We start from the raw sequence: 21,755 nt of genomic DNA on the forward strand, positions 1-21,755 counted from the left end.
GGAGACTTCCATGGCCTGGAGAATGCCAGCCGAAACCGCACCCCACGAGCGCACCTGGATGGCGTTCCCCCGCACTGGCCTGACCTTGGGCGACGACGCAGCTTCGGCCGAAGAAGCGTACGCGGCCTGGACCGCCGTCGCGCATGCAGTGTCCGAGTTCGAGCCCGTCACTATGGTGGTCGACCCCAGCGAACGGGACCGGGCCAGCCGCATGCTTGGCGCCGGAATCGAACAGCTTGAGGCTCCCCTCGACGAATTCTGGATGCGCGACGTCGGACCCACCTTCGTCGTCGACGACGAGCGTCCCGGCGTGCTCGGCGCAGTCGACTGGATCTTCAACGGCTGGGGCGCGCCGGCCTGGTCCGAATGGGAGAAGAGCGCCGGCATGGCCCGCTTTGTCGCCGAAGAGTCCGGCGCGGAACTGGTCACGTCGCTGCTCGTCAACGAAGGCGGCGCCATCCACGTCGATGGTGAAGGCACCGTCCTTGTCACCGAAACCGTCCAGCTGGATCCACGCCGAAACCCTTACGCAGACAAGGCCCGCGTCGAAGCGGAACTGTCACGCACCCTGGGCACTACTCACACTGTGTGGGTACCGCGAGGCCTCACTCGTGACTACGAGGACCTCGGCACTCGCGGCCACATCGATATGGTGGCCACCCTTCCCTCCCCCGGCCGGGTCCTGCTGCACTCGCAGACCAACCCAGGTCACCCCGACTTCGAGGTCAGCCGCACCCTCCAGCGGTTTTTCGAAACCCAGCAGGATTCCGCAGGCAAACCGTTCGAAATCACCCTGCTTCCCGCGCCCGAGACCCTGCGCGACGAGGAAGGCTTCGTCGATTGGAGCTACGTCAACCACCTCGTGGTCAACGGCGGCGTGATTGCGTGCGGCTATGGCGAAGAGCGGGCCGACGCCTTGGCCGCGGAAATCCTGGCAGAGGCCTACCCGGGCCGCCGCGTCGTGACCGTGGATGCCCGGCCGATCCTCGCCCGGGGCGGAGGAATCCACTGCATCACGCAACAGCAGCCCAAACTCACCAGCCAGGCCGCACGATGAGCCGCTTCGACGTCGTCGAGGCCTCCATTGCGCAGTTGCGTGCAGCACTGGAGGCCGGCGAAGTGACCAGCGAGGAACTCACCCAGGCGTACCTGGACCGCATCGACGCCTACGACCGCACCGGCATCACGCTGAACGCGATGGTGGTGATGAACCCTGCAGCGCTCGCAGATGCCCGGGCCTCCGACGAGCGCCGGGCACACGGCACCACCTTCGGGCCCCTCGACGGCATCCCTTACACCGCCAAGGACAGCTACCTGGCCAAAGGGCTCACTGCCGCCGCGGGCTCCCCCGCGTTCGAAAACCTCATCGCCCAACGCGATGCCTTCACCATCGAACGCCTCCGTGCAGCCGGGGCCGTCCTCATCGGCCTGACCAACATGCCGCCCATGGCCAACGGCGGCATGCAACTCGGGGTCTATGGGCGCGCCGAAAGCCCCTACAACGCCGACTTCCTCACCGCGGCTTTCGGTTCCGGATCCTCGAACGGCTCGGGAACCGCGACCGCGGCGAGCTTCGGAGCTTTCGGCCTGGGCGAGGAGACCTGGTCCAGTGGCCGCGCACCGGCGTCGAACAATGCCTTGTGCGCGTACACGCCCTCGCGCGGCGTCATCTCGGTGCGCGGCAACTGGCCACTGGTCCCCACCATGGACGTCGTGGTGCCTCACACCCGGTCCATGGCAGACCTGCTGGAACTGCTCGATGTAATTGTTGCCGACGACGCCGAAACCCGCGGCGACTTCTGGCGCGCGCAGCCGTGGGTCCGGATCCCGGCCGCATCCAGGGTGCGTCCGGATTCCTACCCGGCGCTCGCACCATCCGACGTCGACGGCGCGCGCTCGGCTTTGAAGGGCAAACGCTTCGGGGTGCCGCGCATGTACATCAACGCAGACCCCGACGCCGGCACCAGCGAAACTCCCGGCATCGGCGGACCCGCCGGCCAACGAATCCAGACGCGCGATTCCGTGATGGAACTGTGGGAGGCTGCCCGTCGCGACCTCGAAGCCGCGGGTGCCGACGTGGTCTTGGTGGACTTCCCCGTGGTTTCCAAGTACGAAGGCGACCGCCCGGGAGCGCCCACCATCGCCAGCCGTGGACTCGTGAGCCCGGAGTACCTGAAGCGGGAAATCGTCGATCTCTCAGCCTGGGCCTGGGACGACTTCCTCGCAGCCAACGGCGATCCGGCACTCAACAGGCTGGCCGACGTCGACGGCACGGCGATCTTCCCGCACCCCGACGGCGCCCTCCCGGACCGCTATGACGGGTTCGACGACGACATCGCCGACTACCCAGCGCACATCCGCGCACACGCGGTTGCCTCCCTCACCGACATCCCGCACCTCGAAGAAGGCCTGCGCGGACTCGAAGAGACCAGGCGCGTGGACCTCGAGGAATGGATGGACGGCCTCCGCCTGGATGCGGTCATCTTCCCCGCCGCCGCCGACGTCGGACCAGCCGACATGGACGTCAACGAATCCTCAGCCGACCTCGGCTGGCGAAACGGCGTCTGGGTAGCCAACGGCAACCTCGTCCCCCGGCACCTGGGCATCCCGACGGTCACCGTGCCGATGGGAACCATGAGCGATATCGGCATGCCCGTCGGACTCACATTCGCCGGCCGCGCCTACGACGACACCGCACTGCTGGCACTGGCCGCGGCTTTTGAAGCAACAGGCGAGCGCCGCACAAGTCCCCCGCGCACACCGCGCCTCGACTAACGAATCAGGTGGACTCGTCGTCGAAAGGGGCCTTCTGCCCGGCCGCCAACCGAACAACCGGGCGGGCATTAGGCTGGACCGGAGGCTGCGCCTGGGTTGGGACGACCGGCTCAGTGAGCGGCTCGTCCTCCAGGAGGGCTTCGCGGATAATGCGGCGAGGATCGTATTGGCGTGGGTCCATTTTCCGCCAATCGATGTCCTCGAATTCCGGGCCGAGCTCCTGGCGAAGCTTTTCCTGCGCGCCGGAGGCCATGCGCCGCAGTTCGCGGATAAGCCGCCCCAACTTCCTCGCATACTCCGGAAGCTTGGTCGGTCCAAGGACCAAAACGGCAATAATCAGGAGAAGGGCTACCTTCTCGACCGAAATATCGATCATGGCTCCATTCTAAATCCACCACCCGGTCGCTCCGGGCGGCACCGGGCTTAGGAGATCGCGTACAACGCTACGGCAAGTCCAGCTGCCATCAGCGCCTCGCGCACACCCTTCAATCGGGGCACGGCGTGCGATTTGCTCTCGGCCGGCATCGCGAACGTGCCCAACAGCCAACCCGTGGCGGCAAAGAGCATGAGGATCGCGCTCATGATGTCGGCAAGGATGATGCCCAGTTGGTGTCCTGGATGATCCGACACCGATCCAGCTCCACTCGACGCAGAGAGCAGCACCCAGCCTGAAAGGGCCGCCACCGCTGCGCCATAGATCGCCGACCATCGCCCTGTCCCCGCTGTCCCCCCTGTCCGTGGGCCTTGGTACACGATCCTGACCACGAACAAGAGGAAGACAAGGCCAATCGCCGCTCCGAGCGGGACCACACCAAGCGGAGCCCACCCGAGCCCTACCGCCGCCATTGCGGCGGCCAATATCCCGGCTGCGGCGGCGTCAATCCGGGCCGCGACACTCTTGGCCCGGAAGATGGCTCCGAACCCCAACACGGCCGCTGCCCCGAAAAGCAGCACCAGAGCGCCTACAACAAACGAACCTCGGAACATATCCTGCCAATCCTCCTGCGCGCTTCCGGATGAAACCCACCCGCAGTCATATCAGTTCCGCATGGGAGAACCCTGCATGCTGCGCAGATCAGCGCTGGAACAACAGGGCAATGACGCCGGAGCGGACAATGATGGTGGCCCCTAGCGCGACGTAGACCACAGGAATCACCCATTCTCCAGCCCGGCGGCAGATGGCGGCTACGGTCGGGTGCGCTGTCAGCCAGTAGCCAGCGGCGCACCACACTGCCACCATCACCCCAAAAGTCAGACCCGTCACCACCGAATCAGCCGGTGCCAGCGAGCGGAACAGCGGAATGTATACGGAAATGTTGTCTCCGCCGTTGGCTACTGTCACGGCGACAACCACGGGCACCGTCAGGGACCGGGGCTTCGGTGGATCTCCGGACGGGCGGGCAACCTTGAGCAGCGCATAGCAGCCCAACACAAGCGGCACCAGGCCGACCCACTCCACCGGGACCGGAGTGAGCGCCAATGCCGCCGCGGCCGCCACTACGGTGAGTATTCCGATGCCGATGTATTGGCCTACCCAGATTCTCCAGAGACTTGGCACCGGCCGTGTCCGGGCTGATAAGAAAAGAACGGACAGGACCAGGAGGTCATCGAGGTTTGTCGCCGCAAAGGCTCCAGCCGCTGTCAGCACGGTGCCGCCCAGATCATCCATCGCTGATGACACTACCGCTTGGAGCCTGCGCTCTTGCCCGGACCGGACCGGCTGGCGCCAACGACCCGGCCGTGGCAGCATCGGACGATGACTGCAGATACCCGTCCGTACGTCGAGCCCGGGCAGCCGGAACTTGCCGTTCCGCTACTCGGCGGCGACGTGACGGAGGGGCTCGTCCGGGTCGGCGACACAGTGCGGCGCCCTGTAGGCGACGCTTCGCAACGGGTCCGCCGTCTCCTGGATTTCCTGCAATCGGCCGGATTCCAGGGAGCGCCCCGCTTCCTGGGCATCGACGAACGCGGCAGGGACACCCTGAGTTTCGTTCCCGGTGACACGGCCGGCCGCCCCTGGCCACGCTGGGTCGCCGATGAATCGAGCGCCATCAGCGTCGCGCGCTTGGTGCGGAGCTACGATGACGCCGTGCAGCCGCTAGGTGTTCCCGACTGGGCACGCACGGGTGAGAATGCCGACCCCCACGGGTGCCCGAGCTCGATTGCGGGACCGGCGACATTCCTCGCCCACATGGACATCACCCCGGAGAATGTCGTCTTCCGGGACGGTACCGCCGTAGCTCTGATCGACTTCGATTTCGTGCGCCCCGCAACCCGCGCGGAAGAAGTTGCGAACTTGCTCCTCTGGTGGGGCGCCTGGATGCCCGTCACGGACCGTGATCCCGTCATGTGCGAGGTCGACGCCGCCTCCCGGGCTGCTTTGCTGGTGGACGCCTACGGCCTGGGTCCAGTTGATCGCGCCGAAGTAGTTGACGTGGCCCGGAACGCCGCCGAGCGCTCCTGGCATTTGATGCGGCGCAGGGCGCTTACCCAGGGCGGCGGGTGGAAACGGATGTGGGAGGAAGGCGTCGGTGACAAGATTCTTCGCCGCCGAGCGTGGCTGGCCGAAAACGCGGCAATTCTCCACGCCGCGATAACGTGACCGGCGCTTAGAATTCTTCGTCGAGGTGGCGCAGGAGAAAGGGAAGCGTCGCGCGCATGGTCCGGAGATCGCCGTCGCTGGCTGCTTGCTCCCCAAGGTAGTCTCCGTGGTTTCCCGGCACGATCATCAGGCGGCTCCCCGGGATAGCCCGGACCGTCCCGGAAATGTCAGCATTCGCTGGCTGTCCAGGACAAAGAGTTTTTCAAGGCCCCCACCCTAACCGCCGGCTGTGGCCACTTGGCAAGCGCTTGGGGAACTCAATGCGCCTCAACATTTCGCTTAATGAGAATGAGTATTGATAGCATCAATATTCTCGTCGCTCCTAACATGAAAGTCCCCCATGCACCCTGCCCTCCTGGTCCGAGATTTGAGGGTGTCCCTCCGGGGACGCGCCCTGATTGACGGCGTCAGCTTCGCTATTGACCCGGGTCAAAGACTGGCACTTCTCGGAGCCTCGGGTTCAGGCAAGTCCCTAACCGCGGCCGCACTCCTCGGACAGCTTCCAGACGCGATGAGTGCTTCAGGGCGGTTGCAGATCAACGGAGTGGACGTGCCGTTGTCCAACAGGCGAAGCAGGCGCGCCGGGATCACCGCAATCCATCAGGACCCGATGTCAGCGCTCAATCCCTTGGTACGCCTGGGCAAACAGCTTGAGATCCCGCTACGGTATGCCGGCCATTCGGCCTCCATCGCACGGCAACAGGCACTTGAGCTGCTCGCGTCGGTGGGGATAGAAGAAGCCGAACGGACCATGGAGAGTTTCAGCGGCGAATTGTCGGGCGGTCAGCTGCAACGGGTCTGCATCGCCCTCGCCCTGGCCTGCCGTAGCGCCGTCCTGGTGGCGGATGAGGCCACTACCGCACTGGACATGGTCAGCCAGGCCAAGGTCCTCGAGGCTTTGTCCTTGTATTCCGAATCCGCGCATTCCACGTCCGGGCATTCCACGTCCACCGGAGCGATGTTGTTCATCACTCATGACCTTGCTGTGGCTGCGGCCTTTTGCCACCAGGCCCTTGTCTTAAGTTCCGGCCGGATCGTCGAGGAGGGATCGATGGAGTCGCTAGTGGAGCGGCCCAAGCACCGGTACACGAAGCAGCTGATGGAAGCCGCGCATGTCGGTTTCGATTCCCTTCGCCGGGAGGCCTCGGCATGACTGCGATATTGAGCGCCGGCAATCTGGGACTCCGCTACCCGGGCAGGGGGCTCCTCAAGAAACGGTCAGCCCGGCCCGCAGTGCAGGACGTTTCCCTTAGCATTGCCGGCGGCGACAGCATCGGCCTGGTCGGCGGCTCGGGCGCAGGAAAATCGACGCTCCTGCGGATCTTGCTCGCTTTGGACAAGCCGAATGCCGGAACCGTCACGTTCAATGACACCCCGGTTGTGCCGGGCCCGGCTTCGTCCTTGAGGTGGTACCGCCGTGCAGTGCAATACATCCCGCAGAATCCGGCGGCGAGCCTCGACCCGGGCATGAACGTGGAGCGCCTTCTCCTGGAACCTCTGAGGCAACTGCGCGTTGACGGCGACCACCGGGGGATGATCCTGAATGCCCTGCAACGGGTAGATCTCGATCCGGGCATGCTCACCCGTCGGCCCCGGGAACTCTCCGGCGGGCAAAAGCAACGGGTGGCCATTGCACGGGCCCTGGTTCCCGAGCCGAGCATCCTCCTGGCAGACGAGCCGGTCAGCGGGCTCGATCTTCCCCTCAGGAACACGGTCTTGGACCTCATGGAACAGCTGGTCCAAGGGGACGGCCTCGGGCTCCTATTCGTCTCGCACGACCTGTCCGCCGTCGCCCGCCTGTGCTCCGAGACCCTGGTCCTCTCCGGGGGTCGCGTCGTGGAACGCGGGCCGACCGCAGCCGTGTATGCCAATCCACAGACCCGGGAAGCCAAGGAGCTCGTAACGTCAATCCCCCGGCTGAACAGGTACAAGGAAACCGACAGGCACAAGCCGTGAAGACTATGAACCCCCGCGCGGCGCCCACGACCCGGCTCCTGCTCGCCAGCCAGCTCATCTTCAACCTTGGCTTCTACTCGGTTGTCCCCTTCTTGGCGGTTTCGATGCGCGATGACTTTGGCATGGGTGCAATGGCTGTGGGAATCGTCCTCGGAGCCCGTACTTTCGCCCAGCAAGGATTGTTCCTCGTGGGCGGTGCAGCCGCGGATCGTTGGGGAGCCCGGCCTGTGATGATCACCGGATGCCTGGCCAGGATCTCCGGGTACCTTCTGTTGCTCTGGGCTTCGGACTTCCCGCTTTTCCTCCTGGGAGCCGTTATCACAGGGGTGGGTGGTGCCCTCTTTTCACCCGCTTTGGAGAGCCTTGTGGGCGGGGCCGAAGAACGGCGCGCCGCCATCCAGCCCCGCAAAACCAGTCTTTTTGCGCTGCTGGTCATTTTCGGGGAAATCGGGGCCGTGGCAGGTCCCCTGCTCGGCTCCATCCTGCTTCAGACCGGCTTCGATACCGCCCTGCTCGTCGGGGCGGGCGTCTTCGCCGTGATGGCGGTGGTCTTCACAGCCTTCCTTCCAGCGACAAAGGCGAGCGCCGTCAAAACGTCCGCCGGGCGCCCGGCGGCCGCACCGCCGTCGCAGACTTGGTCCTGCCTCAGGGAGAAGCGCTTCGTCTCATTCGCGGCCTTCTATAGCGTCAACCTCTTTGCCTACAACCAGCTCTACTTCGGGCTACCCATCGAGCTGGAACGAAGCGACGCGGGTCTGGGTGCGCTTTCAGCGATTTTCGCCCACGCATCCATTTTGACCATCACCCTGCAGTGGCCCATCGCCAGGCTCATGAAACGGAAGGGACCGGGCATTGCGCTCGCCGCGGGATTTGCCATTCAAGCCCTGGGGTTCGTGGCTATCGCAGCCATGGCCGCGTTCCGCCCGCCGGCGGCATTCCCTGCGCTGCCGGCGTTCCTGCTGGTCACCGCGCTCGCCCTCGGGCACATGTGCGTGGCACCCGTTGCCATGGATCTGGTCCTCGACTTTGCCTCAGGACGCCCCACCGGCGCCTACTACGGCCTGCTCGCGAGCTGCGGCGGAGCAATGGTTCTCCTCGGCAATGTTGTCCTTGCTCCCCTCTATGAACAGGCCGACACACCATCCGCGGCCGCGGTCTTTCCGTGGCTGGTGTCGGCAATCTTCGCAACAACCTCCGCGGCGCTCATTCACCGCTTCCTCCGGCACCCCTCCCGGCTTCGCTCACGCAACAACTCCACCCCGTCTAATCCACTCACACCCACGAAAGACAGGCATCCATCCATGGCTATTCCACGTCCAAAAGCAATTGCCGCGATACTCCTCTCCTCCGCAATGGCCGCCGTACTGAGCGCCTGCTTCGCCCAAGGCAACACTCCAGCTGGCAGCAGTATCGACTCCCGAATCAAAGTAGCCATGTTGCAGCCACCCCGTTCCGGACTCACTCCCCTGAGCGACGACGCCTTCAAACTCTCACGGTGGAAGACCGCCGAGACGCTGATTGTCCTCGATACCCTCGGCGATGCCCAGCCATCGCTTTCAACAGCTTGGAAGCAACTGGACAGCAGGAACTGGCGCTTCGAACTCCGCGCAGGCGTGAAATTCCATGACGGAACGCCTCTCACGGCCGAGCAAGTGGCGGCATCGTTGACGGCGGCTGCCAGCGCAAAGCCCAAGCCACGGATCCTCGACGGCGTGCAGCTGAGCGTCCGCACGGACGGCGGGAACGCCGTCGTCGTCACCACCCAGACGGACGACCCGCTGGTTCCGCAGCGGCTTTCCAGCCCGCAGCTTTCCATCCTCGCCGCGTCCGCCTACAAGCCCGGCGGGGTCGTCAGCCCCATCAACGCCGGAACTGGCCCCTACGTCCTTGCATCCGCGGACGGCACCAGCTCGGCAACACTCAACCGCTTCGCCGACTATTGGGGCGAGAAAGCAGCGAGCAGCGGCGTCGACGTCCAATACGTTCCCGACGGTACAGCGCGTGCAGCCGCGCTGAGGACCGGAACTGCCGACGTCGTGGAGGCCATTCCCGTGGGCCAGGTCGCCCAGATCAAGGCGGACTTGATTCATGAAGTCCCCATGCCCCGCACCAATACCCTCTACCTGAACACCAAGGCGGGTCCCTTCGCTGATCCGTCGGTCCGGGCAGCGGCACGCACCACGGTCGAGCGGGCCGCCATCATTGACCGGGTCTACGAGGGACGTGCGGACATCGCCGAAGGCCTTCTGGGTCCGGCTCTCCCCTGGGCGGCCAATGAACGGCAAAACTCCTCATACATCGAAACCCTGAAGAAGCGGGCGGAAGCGGCACCCGCCAATGGCCGCCGTATCAAACTCGGCACGTTCACGGACCGGGCCGAGTTGCCCGAGGTCGCCGTGCAGCTTGAGCAGCAGCTCGAGGCCGCCGGCTTCATCGTGGAGCAGGAAGTCCGCGAGTACCAGCACATCGAGGCTGACGCGCTGGCCGGCAAGTTCGATGCCTTCATCCTGTCCCGGGCCACGGTCCTCGACTCCGGCGACCCCGTCGCCTACATGTTCAGCGACTTCTCCTGCAAAGGCTCCTTCAACATCTCCCAGTTCTGCGATCCGGAGGTGGACGCAGCACTGAGCAAGGCCGCCGCCATCCCGGCAGGCCCGGAGCGCCGGACGGCAATTGCCGCCGCCGAGGCGCTGGTCCTCTCGAAGGATGCGGCCGTGCCGCTGCTGCACGAACGCGTCATCCAAGGCGAATCAGCAAGGATCCGCAACGTCGAACGTGATCCCCGCGAGCGCGCCCTGATCACTAGCAAGACAGGAATCGCCGGCTGATGCGGAGCCCGGCGTTCATCAAAACCGCGGCTTCCCGGGCCGTGGCACTCTTCGCCATAGTTCTGTTGATAGGGCTCTTGCCGTGGCTTTCGGGACAAAGCCCGGAGTACACCATCCTGAGGGCCCGTTACGCCGACCGGGAAGCGACTGATGAAACGCTGGGCATGATCCGCGCGGAGCTCGGACTCGATCGAGGACCGGTGCACATCTTCCTCGACTGGGCGGGAGGCCTTTTGCGCGGGGACATGGGGAATTCCTGGATTACCAACACCCCTGTTGGTCCCGGCACCCTGGAAACTCTCGGAGTCTCCGTTACCCTGATGGCCTGCGCGGTGGCCGTTGCGACGGTGGTGGCCACCACACTGTGCGTTCCTTCCGTGATGCGCGGACTGGCCGGGAACCCGGGCCGAGGTTCCGGCGTCGTGGCGGCAGCCATGACCGCCCTCCCCGAGTTCCTCCTCGCGGCGATGCTCCTTGTCGTCGGTGCGGTGTGGCTGGGCTGGTTCCCGCCGTATGGCTGGCAGGGCCTGGACCACGCGGTGTTGCCGGCCCTCGCCCTCGGCCTGCCCGCCGGCGGGCTCATCGGACGGCTCCTATCCGACGCCATCAGCCTGGCGTTCGCCGAAAAATGGGTGGCCACGTGGGCCATGGCCGGAGCAAGCCGCGCCAGGCTCGCCGGGGCGGTGCTCCGCCGGGCCCTGCCATCGGTGATGAGCCAGGTCGGGCTTGTCCTCATTGGCCTCACCGGCGGGGCGGTTGCCGTGGAGAAGGTCTTCGCGATTCCCGGTTTGGGCCGTGCGGTCCTGGGCGCGGCGAGCGCCCAGGACATACCCGCGCTGCAGGCAGGAGTGCTGGCCCTCCTCATGTTGGCCGTCGCGGTAGGTACCCTCAGCGCCGCTGCCCGATACCTTCTCATGGGAGCGGCACTGCGCTCGGGGACGGTTCCGGTTCCGGACTCGCCGGGAAGATCACGACGGCGGGATGCCGCGGTTCCGCTCGTTGCGGCAGGAGCGTTGCTGCTCATCGTCGTCGCGGGATTGCTTCGCGATCCATTCACCTCGAGCCATGCGCGGCTTGCCGGCCCGGGCTTCGAGCTGCCCTTCGGGGCCGATGCGAGCGGACGGGACCTCCTTGCCAGGGTGGGGCACGGTGCCGTGTCCACGCTGGGAACGGCTCTGCTCGTGGTGCTGGCTTGCCTTGTGATCGGGATCGTCGTCGGGCTCTTCCCGCTCGCGGCAACCGGTCCCCTTGAAGTAGCCAACGCCGCTCCGCCCATCCTGGCCGGCCTGATCGTTGCCGTGGTGACCGGGCCGTCTGCCCAAGGTGCGGCGATAGCCGTCACCCTGGTCAGCTGGGCACCCCTGGCCGCCCACACAGCGGCACTGGCACAGGAGGCGAGGGCACAGCCCCACGTGAAGATCCTTCCGGTCCTGGGCGTGGGGCGGGTCCGCATCCTCTGGCGCTATATCCTCCCAGCGATCCTTGGCCCGGTGTTCAGGCATTCGATGCTCCGGGTACCGGGAATCGCGCTCGCCTTGGCTGCTTTGGGGTTCCTCGGCCTCGGCCCCCACCAGCCGTCTCCCGAGTGGGGCCTTATCCTCGCCGAGGGTATCAACTACGTGGAGCGTGCCCCCTGGGCCGTTGCCGCCCCGGCGTCGGCGTTGATCCTCGCTTCGATCCTGGCCGTTTCGCTGTCGAGCGTGACTTGGTCGCGCTCGCAGGGGGCCTTAGCCCTCAACAACTGACCAGTTTCGCCCCTGACACTGCCCCGCCGACCCGGAACCACGCGCCCGGAAACAGGGAGTCCGCATCAAAAACAGTAGATCGTTGAGGAGGCCAACCTTCGAAGCGGGATCCCGAGCAATTGACTCATTCGAATATATGTTCGAAAATTGAAGTATGTCATCCCGCCTGTCTTCCGCTTCGCCGGCTTCGCTGCGCGATGACTTGCAGGCGCAGATCCATCTCATGCAGGGCAAGCGCGGAAGCGAACGCTCCTTGCCCGTGCTCCCTTCACTCAGCAGGCTCCTTCCGGGCGGACTGCGCCCGGGAGCGGCTTACTCCATACAGGGATCCATGTCGCTGGCCATGGCATTATTGGCCGGACCATCACTCAATGGCTCGTGGTGCGGGGTAGCTGGGCTGCCTGACTTCGGGGTCGAGGCGGCAGCAGGGTTCGGCATTGCGCTCGACCGGCTGGTGCTGGTGCCTGACCCCGGGACCAGCTGGACGCAGGTGATCGCTGCCATGGCGGACGTGCTCTCGGTGGTCCTTGCACGCGCTCCGGAAAGAGTCGCACCAGCCGAGGCTGCACGCTTGGGAGCCAGGCTCCGGGAGCGGAGTTCCGTCCTCCTTGTCATGGGACCCTGGCCGCAGAGTGAAGCCGTCTTGCAAGTGAATGGATATGAGTGGGCGGGGCTCGGGCAGGGCCATGGACATCTCGCCAAGCAGGAGCTCGAGCTCGAAGTCGCTTTGAGGGGCAGTTCCCGCAGGGCTTCCGTGGATCTTGCGGACAGCGGCCCGGTGGATCTTTCCCGCCATCGGATGGGAGCATGATGCTGTTTCAGCTTGAAACCCCGGTGCGCGCGTTGGTTACATGGTTCCCGGATTGGCCCCTTGTCGCCGCCCGCTTGGCAGATGCCCTGCCGTCTGATGTGCCTACGGCAGTCATAGGCAAAGGTGTCATAGCTGCTTGCTCCGCGGAAGCCCGGGCAGAGGGAGTAGTCCGGGGCTTGCGGCTAAGGGAAGCGCAGACCCGCTGCCCTGAGCTGGTGGTGTGTGCCGTTGATCCGGTGCGGGATGCGAGGGAATTCGAGCCTGTGGTCTCGTCACTCGAGGAACGGACTCCTGGCGTGGAAGTGCTTCGCCCCGGACTATGCGCTATCCGGGCCAAGGGTGCCGCCCGATATTACGGCGGAGAGGAAGCGGCCGCAGGTGCTGTGCTTGAATCGGCGGACCGTCTCGCCGTGGAGGCTCGTGTGGGGATCGCCGATTCCGTGTTCGCCGCCGAGCAAGCAGCCCGGAGCACCAGCGAACTCTCTGCCGTCCTTGTGCTCCCGCCGGGTTCTTCCCGGGATTTCCTGGCTCCATTTCCGGTGGAAGTACTAGGGCAGCCGAAGCTGGCTTCCTTGCTCAAACGCCTTGGCGTCCTCACTTTGGGGAATTTCGCCAATCTTCCCGCCGCCGATGTCCGGGCCCGTTTCGGGGCTGCCGGAATCACGGCGCACTCCCTGGCAAGCGGCCAGGATCCCCGCAAAGTAATCCCCCGGACTCCCCCGCGGAAGCTGGATCAACGGGCGGACTTCGAACCCGGCCTGGACCGGGTTGACCAACTCGCCTTCCAGCTCAGGGCCACGGCCGATGCTTTCGTGGCCGGGGTGCAGACTGAAGGCTTGGTCTGCACCGAGTTGAGGGTGCTGATCACTGACGATGCAGGGAGCCGCTCGGAACGGACGTGGGGCCACCCCCGCCATTTCACAGCCAGCGACGTCGTGGACAGGGTGCGCTGGCAGCTTCAGTCACAGCCCCCCGCCCGCGCCACCGATAAAACAGTCGACGGCGGAATGCACGACGGCGGCATGGCTCGCGGCGGACTGTCGTCACCGGTCACGCGGGTCGAGTTCGTCCCCGTCCGCGTGGACTCCATCGCCCATCATGGGCGGGCGCTCTTTGGAGACGGAGCCGAGGAACAGATTCATCATGGACTCAGCCGGATCCAAAGCATGTTGGGGCATGAAGCTGTGGTAGTGCCTGCGGTCTCCGGAGGTCGCTTGCTGGCCGAGCGGCGCCGTTTGGTTCCTTGGGGAGATGCCTTGCCCGCGGGATCGGCAGCCCTGGCCACCAGGCCGTGGCCCGGAAGGATTCCAGACCCGCAGCCCGCCACGGTGTTCGCCTCCCTTATCCCTGTCCTGCTGCTTGATGCGAACAAGGAAAAAGTCCGTACAGACCACCGTGGCGGGTTGATTGCCCCGCCAATGTGGTTTTGTCCCGGCGGAGACCTTGCACGACGACGACTGGTAGCTCAGTGGGCCGGCCCTTGGCCGTTGCGGCAGAGATGGTGGGACGCCGACCACCGCCTTGAAGCGGACCGGTTCCAGCTTGTGGACGGAAACGGAGAGGCCTGGCTCCTTCTCCTGGACGAGCAGAACTGGTGGGCAGAGGCCCGCTACGACTGAACACCCGAGTCGAACACCGAACTTTTAGGCAGGAAAGACAAAGATGGCTTGGAACAACCCGTCAATCCCGTGGTCGGAGTTCGAACGCACGCTGTCGGACCGGCGCGTGCCGGAGATCGGCAAGGCCAAAGGAGACGGCGGTGACAGCCCCGCCTGGTCAAGGAAACGCGGGCCTTACCGTCCGGTCCCCCTCGATCCCGCAAGGGCCGCATCGAGGCCGGGTGCCGGCGTCGTGCCTTATGCCGAACTGCACGCGCATTCGCACTACAGCTTCCTGGACGGCGCCTCCTCACCCGAGAAACTGGTTGAGGAGGCAGTCCGGCTGGGCATCCATGCCCTCGCACTGACCGACCATGACGGCTTCTACGGGATCGCGCGAATGGCGGAGGCCGCCGAAGCCTACGAGCTGAAGTCAGTGTTCGGCGCCGAGCTCTCGCTCGGGCTCAGCAAACCCCAGCAAGGGGAAGCCGACCCCGAAGGTGACCATTTGCTCGTCCTCGCCCGGAAGGAAGAGGGCTACCACCGCTTGGCAGGGGCGATGACGTCCGCCCATCTGGCAGCCGATGCGGAGAAGGGCCACCCCATCTACGACCTCGATGAGCTGGCACATTCCCTGAGGGACCACTGCCTGGTGCTGACCGGATGCCGCAAAGGCTCAGTCCGGAGGGCCCTCATGAGCGACGGCGAGCAAGCCGCTGCCTTTGAGGTGGATGCGTTGATCGAGAGATTCGGGCGGGAAAACGTGGTGGTTGAGCTGTTCGATCATGGGAATCCCCTCGACAGCAGCCACAACGACGCACTTGTCCGTATTGCCGAGCGGGCGGGGATACCTTTCATCGCCAGCAACGCCGTACATTATGCGTCCCCGGAGGGATACCCGCTGGCAACGGCCATGGCGGCTGTCCGGGCACGCCGGAGCCTGGAGGAACTGGACGGGTGGTTGCCCGCAAGCAGCGGCGCCCATCTGCGGAGCGGTTCCGAGATGGCCGCGCGGTTCGCCCGCTACCCCGGCGCGGTCGAACGGACTGTCGAGATTGCTGACGAGCTTGCATTCCAGTTACGGGCTGCCCGCCCGAAGCTCCCCAAACTTGACGTTCCTGCCGGGCACAGTCTTATCACCTGGCTCCGGCAACTTGTTGAAGAAGGCGTGAGGGACAAATACCCGGATGCCGACGAACGGGTCCATGGCCGGATCGAACAGGAACTCGCAGTGATCGAGGCGAAGAACTTCCCCGGCTATTTCCTGATTGTGCACGACATCGTGCAGTTCGCGCGTTCCCGCGGCATCCTCTGCCAAGGCCGGGGTTCCGCGGCGAACTCGGCTGTCTGTTATGCGCTGGGGATTACCGCCGTCGACAGTATCTTCTACAACCTTCCGTTTGAGCGTTTCCTCTCCAGCCTCCGAGAGGAAGAACCGGATATCGACGTCGATTTCGACTCGGACCGGCGGGAAGAAGTCATCCAGTACGTCTACCGCAAATACGGACGGTTCAACGCGGCCCAGGTAGCGAATGTCATTAGTTACAGGCCGAAGAACGCCGTCAGGGACATAGCCAAGGCGCTCGGCTACAGCCAAGGCCAGCAGGACGCGTGGTCCAAGCGGCTCGATCACTGGGGCGATCTCAGCGAAGGCAAGACCAATAACATCCCGGCCCCGGTCCTGGAACTTGCTGACCAGATACTGGGCTTCCCCCGGCACCTGGGCATCCACTCCGGCGGCATGGTCCTCACCGAACGGCCTGTCGGCGAGGTGGTTCCCATCGAGCGCGCCCGGATGGAAAACCGCACGGTCCTGCAATGGGACAAGGACGATTGCGAATGGATGGGCCTGGTCAAGTTCGACCTTCTCGGCCTGGGCATGCTCGCCGCACTGCAGTACTCCTTTGATTTGATCGACAAGCATTTCGGGGAGCGTTGGACAATCGAGACCATCCCGCGGGAAGAACCGGCAGTCTACGACATGCTCTGCCGGGCCGATTCGATCGGGGTGTTCCAAGTGGAATCACGGGCCCAGATCAGCACGCTGCCGCGGCTGAAACCGAGGGAATTCTACGATCTGGTGGTCGAAATTGCGCTCATCCGCCCAGGTCCCGTCCAAGGCGGTGCCGTCCATCCGTACATCCGACGCCGCGCAGGCACGGAAAAAGTCACGTATCTTCATCCATTGCTGGAGCCTGTGCTGAAGCGGACCTTGGGTGTGCCCTTGTTCCAGGAGCAGCTGATGCAGATGGCAGTTGCCGTGGGCGGGTGCACTGCCGAGGATGCGGACCTGCTCCGCCGCGCGATGGGCTCCAAGCGGGGCCGGGAGAAGATCGAATCGCTCGAGGCCAAGCTCTATGCGGGGATGGCGGCCAACGGGATCAGCAAGGACGACGCCGACGCCATCTACGGCAAGATCCAGGCCTTTGCGAACTTCGGTTTCGCGGAATCCCACTCCTTGAGCTTCGCGGTGTTGGTCTATGCAAGCTCGTGGCTGAAGCTGCACTATCCCGGCGCGTTCCTCGCGTCCCTGCTCCGGGCACAACCCATGGGCTTTTACTCCCCGCAAACGCTCGTAGCGGATGCCCGCAGGCACGGGGTCCAGGTGTTGCGCCCTGATGTACTGCATTCCCTGGCCGAGGCGACCCTCGAAGTGCTCGACGAGGCTACAAGTACCAAGGCGGGCCAGGCAGGCGGCATGGATTCCTGCCTGGACTTCCACCAGCCGGAGATCGGCCTCTTCCAGCAGGATCGGCCACGCGAGGACCACTTGCACCGGCGGGATGGCTCGCACGCTGTACGTTTGGGGCTCGACGGCGTCACGTCCATCGGTGCCGAGGTGGCGAAGCGGATCGTAACCGAACGTGAGGAGCATGGCGCCTACAGGGACATGGCGGATCTGTCCCGCCGTGCGAATCTCAGCGCGGACCAGCTGGAGGCACTCGCTTCAGCTGGCGCACTGGATTCGCTGGGGATGAACCGCCGCGAAGCGTTGTGGCAGGCCGGGGATGCCGCGCTCGAGCGGGAAGGACAATTGCCGGGGACCCGCGTCGCCGTCCAGCCGCCGCTGCTGCCCGAGCTCTCCCCCCTGGAAAATGTTGCCTACGACATGTGGGCCACAGGAATCAGTACCGATGATCACCCGATGCGCCATGCCCGCGGGGGCCTGGATTCGAGGGGGGTGCTGCGGGTGGACCGGCTCTCCCAGGTCGAGTCCGGCACGCGTGTTGAAGTGGCCGGCGTCGTCACCCACCGCCAACGCCCCCAGACCGCGCAAGGGATCACCTTCGTCAATCTGGAGGACGAGAGCGGCATCCTCAACGTGATCTGCAGCGTTGGACTCTGGAAGAGGCATCGCCGCGTCGCCCGGGAATCATCCGCGCTGATCGTCCGAGGGTTCCTCGAACGATCGCCGGAAGGAGTCACCAATCTTGTAGCGGACAAGCTGGAACCCCTGGTCCTGACAGTGAAGTCCAACTCCCGCGATTTCAGGTAGCCAAAAACCAGGCCCGGGCCGGGTTGGTCACTTCCGGAGCATCCCGGAACTGTTCGGGCTGCGCTGCCCAGCCCACGCCGTTCGCGATGACCCTCTGGATCTGCGGCTGGTGGTAAACGGGGTACTCCTGGTCGCCGGGGCTGAAGTACAAGATCCGCCCCTTGCCGCGGGAGAACGTCACGCCGGAGCGGAACACCTCGCCGCCTTCGAAGGAGCTGATGAAGATCAGGTCGTCCGGCTCCGGGATGTCGAAGAGCTCGCCGTACATCTCCTGTTTGGGGATCAGGATGGGGCTCTCGACTCCGGCGGCGATGGGGTGCGATGGCTTGACCGTCCACACGAGCTCGCGTTCGCCGTCGTTGCGCCACTTGAGCGAACACGTGGTGCCCAGCAGCCGGGTGAAGATCTTCGCGAAATGCCCTGAGTGCAGCACCACGAGTCCCATCCCGCCGAGGACATGCCGCTGGACGCGTTCCACTGCCTCATCGCTGACCTCGTTGTGGGCGATGTGCCCCCACCAGAGCAGGACGTCGGTGGCGGCAAGGGTTTCCTCGTCCAGCCCGTGTTCGGGATCGGCAAGGGTCGCCGTGGATATTTCAGCATCCGGGTAGTAGCCCCGCAGGCCCGCCGCGATGGCACCGTGGATGCCGTCCGGGTACATTTCGGCCATGGTGTCCGGTTGGTTGCGGGCCTCGTGGACGGCTTCGTTCCAGACGACGATCTTCAGTTTCCTGTCGGTCATCAGAGCACCACTTCGCGTTGTTCGAGGGCGGATTTGTAGCAGGCATCAAGGATAAGGGCCCTGCTCAGGGCGAACGATCCGTCGTGTTGTCCCCAGACGGTCTCCCCGCCGCGGACGGCGGCGACAAAGTCGTCGACGACGGCCTGGTGGGCAAGGCCTGGAATCGCTTCGGGCTCGTAGTCGGCGTTTTCGCCGTCCTTCTCGGTGAAGATCCTCAAGCTGCCGACCGGCTGCAGCGGAGCCCCGACGGCGCGTAGTTCGGCACCGCCGTCGGTCCCGTAAACCGTGAAGTCGAGCAGGTCGTCCACCTCGCGGTAGCTCGCCCAGCCCGCTTCGAGGATCAGGGTGCCGCCGCCTTCGAGCCGGATGAAGGCAGTGGCGAAGTCCTCGACTTCGAACTTGTGGCTCGCCGGCCCCGCGGTGTACCGGGCGTTGCCGCCACGGCCCTGCGGCCCCAGCTCCGAGTGGGTCTGCGCCGAGACAGACAGGACCTTGGGCTCGCCCAACAAGTGGAGCGAGTAGTCCAGCACGTGGACTCCGATGTCAGCCAGCGGACCGCCTCCGGCCAGTTCCGGATTGGTGAACCAGCTGCCCAGGGTAGGGATGCCGGCGCGGCGCAGCCAGGAACCCTTCGCGTAGTACGGACGTCCTAGTCCGCCGTCGTCGATGATGCTCTTGAGTTTTTGAATGTCGCCACGGCGACGGTGGTTGAACGCAACATCCAGGACCCGGCCGGCCTTCCGGGCCGCCTCGACCATGGCGCGTCCTTCGTCGCCGTTGCGTGCCAGTGGCTTTTCGCTCAGTACGTGCAGTCCACGCTCCAGGGCCGCTATGGAAATCGGGGCGTGCAGGAAGGTCGGAACGGCGACGCTGATCGCATCGAGACCTTCCAGCCCGATCATGTCTTCCCAGCGCGCGAAAGCATGCGGAATGCCGTATTCCTGCTTCATCTGGGCGAGGAGGTCCTCTTCCATCCCGGCGACGGCGACGATATCCACGCCTTCGATGGCGCTGTAAGCCTTAAGGTGCTGTTGACCAGCCCATCCGATGCCCACAACGCCAACTTTGAGGTTTGCTGACGTTGCTTGTTGCTGAATGCCCACGGTATTCCTGTCTTTTCACGTATCCCGGGTTGGGGCCAATAAATACGCTTTCATGGGCCTCCGAACAGCGTCAATCAGTTAAGCGCTTCGACTTTTCGCCGTTTCCGGATCCGACACGCCACGAGCGGTCATGGCGCGGCATGCGCCTAGACTGAGGGCCGGAAAAGGAGTCGCCATGGCCAAGAAACCGACAATCTACGACGTCGCCGAGCGCGCCGCCGTCTCGATCGCAACGGTATCGCTCTCCTTCACCCAGCCGCACCGGGTGCGCGAATCCACCAGGACATTGGTGATGGATGCTGCGCACGAACTCGGTTACCTTCCAAGTGCCAGCGCAAGGGGCCTGGCCCGGGGGAAAACGGGCGCAATCGGCCTCTTCTCCTACGACTATTTCAACCGGTCCGGCGCCGGCGCGGCCCGCGTCCACGGCGACTCGGACGCTCTCCTGCCCCGTGATTTGTTCTCCGACGATGCCAACGGGGAGTTTCGCCTCTTCCCGCTGTATCACGACGAGGTGCAACGGGGCGTCGAAATGGAATGCCGCAGGCGGGGCTTCGTTCTCATGGTCGGCGAGGGTGGTGGCGGCAGATCCGAGGCCGACATCAACGACATTGCCGGCCGTGTGGACGGCTTGGCGGTGTTCCCCAATACTTTTCCGGTCGAGGTCCTGCGGCGGATCGCCGAACGGATTCCAGTAGTCGAGCTTGCCGATCCGCCGGAGGAGACAGGACTGAACCGGGTCTCAGTGGAGAACACCGAAGGCATGCGGGTCCTCACCAACCACTTGATCCAGCACCACGGACACCGCGCCATCACCTTTGTGGGCCCGTCCGGCTCGCCGGACCGTGAGCAGCGCTTCGCCGGATACCTCTTGGCCATGGCAGAGGCGGGGTTGGACGCCCAAACGCTGCCCGCACCGGGGCGGGACGCGAACGGCACGTTGGGATCCGGGGTGGACCTCGCTGCGGACTCGGACGCGACTATCCACGGGCTGTTATCCGGCGCCGCACTTCCTGAAGCACTTGTCTGTTCGGTCGATGCCGAGGCACTCCTGTATCTGGATGCCCTGGAACGGGCCGGAGTGGAAGTGCCGGGACGGATTGCGGTCACGGGTTTCGATGGACTGGCGGCGGGCCGGGTCAATCGCCCCGCGCTCACCACCGTCCGACAGCCCATGATCGCCCTGGGGCGCGCCGCCGCGAGCATCCTCATCCACCAGATCGCCAATCCCGGATCCGAGCCGGTGGCCAAAGAGCTGCCCGTGGAGCTTGTAGTGCGGGAAAGCTGCGGCTGCGGCTGAACTACGAGCCGCTACCGTTGGGCCAGGATCGCTTTAACGGAACGCGCCCCCGCTGCTCGAGCCGCAGCGGGGGCGCGTACTGTTAGGCGTTGGCGATCAGCCCCAGTTCGGCCTTGGAGGCGAGGGAGGGGTGCTTCGGGAAGACGCGGACGGTGTAGCCGAAGGATCCGGAGCGGTTGATCAGGATGGACCCGGTGAACAGGTGGCGCCCGTTGCCGAGGTCCTCCGTTTCGGTCAGCTCGACCAAAGCGACATCCTCCAACTCGTCTCCGTCCTGGGCCCGCCCATACGCCACCTCAACCGACACGTCCTCGGGCGTGAGTTCGTGGAGGGCGATGTAGGCGTTGACCTGGAGGGTGTCGCCGATCTGTGGTTCTTCGGAGACGCCGATGGAATCGACGTGTTCTACGATCAGCTGCGGCCAGGCGGTGCGGACCTTGGTGGTCCAGGCCGCGAGTTCCTTCGCTTCCTTGAACGACGCCGTTCCCGCTTGCCTGCCGGCCACAGCTGCCGGGCGGTAGAGGGTGTTGACGTAGTCCTGGAGCATGCGGTCGGCCGAGACGGCCGGGCCGAGGTGGGCCAGGGTGTGCTTGATCATGGACACCCAATGCGTCGGCACGGCTTCCGGGCCGGACTGCGAGGGCCCGGCGGCGCCGGCGTCCGCGGAGACCGTGGAGCCGTAGAAGCGTGGGGCCACCTGGGTCTCCAGGAGCTCGTAGAGCGCGGCGGCTTCGATGTCATCGCGTTCGGTCGGTGACGCGTCGTTGTTCGCGGTCGGGATCGCCCAGCCGTTCTCGCC

The 21,755-nt window shown here is 65.1% G+C and carries 16 protein-coding genes and 1 pseudogene; 11 read left to right on the plus strand and 6 right to left on the minus strand.

Annotation, left to right across the window (positions count from 1 at the left end):
• The first annotated feature begins 10 nt into the window (after positions 1–10).
• A complete protein-coding gene (locus tag AB4074_RS16990) occupies positions 11–1,057 on the plus strand; it encodes an agmatine deiminase family protein (RefSeq protein ID WP_441414440.1) in 1,047 nt (348 codons plus the stop codon).
• Entirely contained in the window at positions 1,054–2,775 is a 1,722-nt protein-coding gene (locus tag AB4074_RS16995; protein ID WP_441414441.1) for an amidase, read from the plus strand. Before AB4074_RS16990 ends, AB4074_RS16995 begins: the two co-directional genes overlap by 4 nt.
• A gap of 4 nt (positions 2,776–2,779) precedes the next feature.
• On the opposite strand, the gene AB4074_RS17000 is transcribed toward AB4074_RS16995, so the two are convergent.
• The 3 genes from AB4074_RS17000 to AB4074_RS17010 form a co-directional block, all read right to left on the minus strand.
• Positions 2,780–3,151, minus strand: a complete 372-nt coding sequence (locus tag AB4074_RS17000; protein WP_441414442.1) for a sec-independent translocase — start codon at positions 3,149–3,151, stop codon at positions 2,780–2,782.
• A 47-nt stretch (positions 3,152–3,198) separates the two neighbouring features.
• A complete protein-coding gene (locus AB4074_RS17005) occupies positions 3,199–3,729 on the minus strand; it encodes a hypothetical protein (protein ID WP_441414443.1) in 531 nt (176 codons plus the stop codon).
• Between the two features lie 121 nt (positions 3,730–3,850).
• Positions 3,851–4,444, minus strand: a complete 594-nt coding sequence (locus AB4074_RS17010) for a cadmium resistance transporter (RefSeq protein ID WP_441414444.1) — start codon at positions 4,442–4,444, stop codon at positions 3,851–3,853.
• A gap of 87 nt (positions 4,445–4,531) precedes the next feature.
• Between AB4074_RS17010 and AB4074_RS17015 the strand changes: the two genes are divergently transcribed.
• The 8 genes from AB4074_RS17015 (at position 4,532) to AB4074_RS17050 (ending at position 17,811) form a co-directional block, all read left to right on the plus strand.
• A complete protein-coding gene (locus AB4074_RS17015) occupies positions 4,532–5,377 on the plus strand; it encodes a phosphotransferase (RefSeq protein WP_441414445.1) in 846 nt (281 codons plus the stop codon).
• Between the two features lie 340 nt (positions 5,378–5,717).
• On the plus strand, positions 5,718–6,530 hold the full coding sequence (locus AB4074_RS17020) for an ATP-binding cassette domain-containing protein (protein ID WP_441414446.1): 813 nt from the start codon (positions 5,718–5,720) through the stop codon (positions 6,528–6,530).
• Positions 6,527–7,333 (plus strand): ABC transporter ATP-binding protein, encoded by an 807-nt coding sequence (locus tag AB4074_RS17025; RefSeq protein ID WP_441414447.1) that lies wholly within the window; start codon positions 6,527–6,529, stop codon positions 7,331–7,333. Before AB4074_RS17020 ends, AB4074_RS17025 begins: the two co-directional genes overlap by 4 nt.
• 5 nt (positions 7,334–7,338) lie before the next feature.
• Entirely contained in the window at positions 7,339–10,161 is a 2,823-nt protein-coding gene (locus AB4074_RS17030) for an MFS transporter (RefSeq protein ID WP_441414456.1), read from the plus strand.
• Positions 10,161–11,906, plus strand: coding sequence for an ABC transporter permease subunit (locus AB4074_RS17035; RefSeq protein ID WP_441414448.1), 1,746 nt, complete (start codon positions 10,161–10,163; stop codon positions 11,904–11,906). The genes AB4074_RS17030 and AB4074_RS17035 overlap by 1 nt, the downstream gene beginning before the upstream one ends.
• 154 nt (positions 11,907–12,060) lie before the next feature.
• The gene (locus AB4074_RS17040) at positions 12,061–12,717 is read left to right on the plus strand and encodes a hypothetical protein (protein WP_441414449.1); all 657 of its coding nucleotides are present in this window, start codon (positions 12,061–12,063) and stop codon (positions 12,715–12,717) included.
• Positions 12,714–14,336 (plus strand): DNA polymerase Y family protein, encoded by a 1,623-nt coding sequence (locus tag AB4074_RS17045; RefSeq protein WP_441414450.1) that lies wholly within the window; start codon positions 12,714–12,716, stop codon positions 14,334–14,336. The genes AB4074_RS17040 and AB4074_RS17045 overlap by 4 nt, the downstream gene beginning before the upstream one ends.
• Before the next feature lie 43 nt (positions 14,337–14,379).
• Complete coding sequence (locus AB4074_RS17050; protein ID WP_441414451.1) at positions 14,380–17,811, plus strand: error-prone DNA polymerase; 3,432 nt, start codon at positions 14,380–14,382, stop codon at positions 17,809–17,811.
• On the opposite strand, the gene AB4074_RS17055 is transcribed toward AB4074_RS17050, so the two are convergent.
• A complete protein-coding gene (locus AB4074_RS17055; RefSeq protein ID WP_441414452.1) occupies positions 17,804–18,553 on the minus strand; it encodes a ThuA domain-containing protein in 750 nt (249 codons plus the stop codon). The genes AB4074_RS17050 and AB4074_RS17055 overlap by 8 nt on opposite strands.
• Positions 18,553–19,656 carry a Gfo/Idh/MocA family protein gene (locus tag AB4074_RS17060; protein WP_441414453.1) on the minus strand — a complete coding sequence of 368 codons (1,104 nt, stop codon included), beginning with the start codon at positions 19,654–19,656 and terminating at the stop codon, positions 18,553–18,555. The genes AB4074_RS17055 and AB4074_RS17060 overlap by 1 nt, the downstream gene beginning before the upstream one ends.
• A gap of 175 nt (positions 19,657–19,831) precedes the next feature.
• Between AB4074_RS17060 and AB4074_RS17065 the strand changes: the two genes are divergently transcribed.
• Positions 19,832–20,956: a LacI family DNA-binding transcriptional regulator gene (locus tag AB4074_RS17065; protein WP_441414454.1), complete on the plus strand. Its 1,125-nt coding sequence runs from the start codon at positions 19,832–19,834 to the stop codon at positions 20,954–20,956.
• 82 nt (positions 20,957–21,038) lie between these two features.
• Here AB4074_RS17065 and AB4074_RS17070 read toward each other — a convergent pair.
• A pseudogene (locus AB4074_RS17070) lies at positions 21,039–21,755 on the minus strand (DUF3417 domain-containing protein); the annotation flags it as partial.

It is taken from the genome of Arthrobacter sp. 2MCAF14 (assembly GCF_052115645.1).
Taxonomy (GTDB): Bacteria; Actinomycetota; Actinomycetes; order Actinomycetales; family Micrococcaceae; genus Arthrobacter.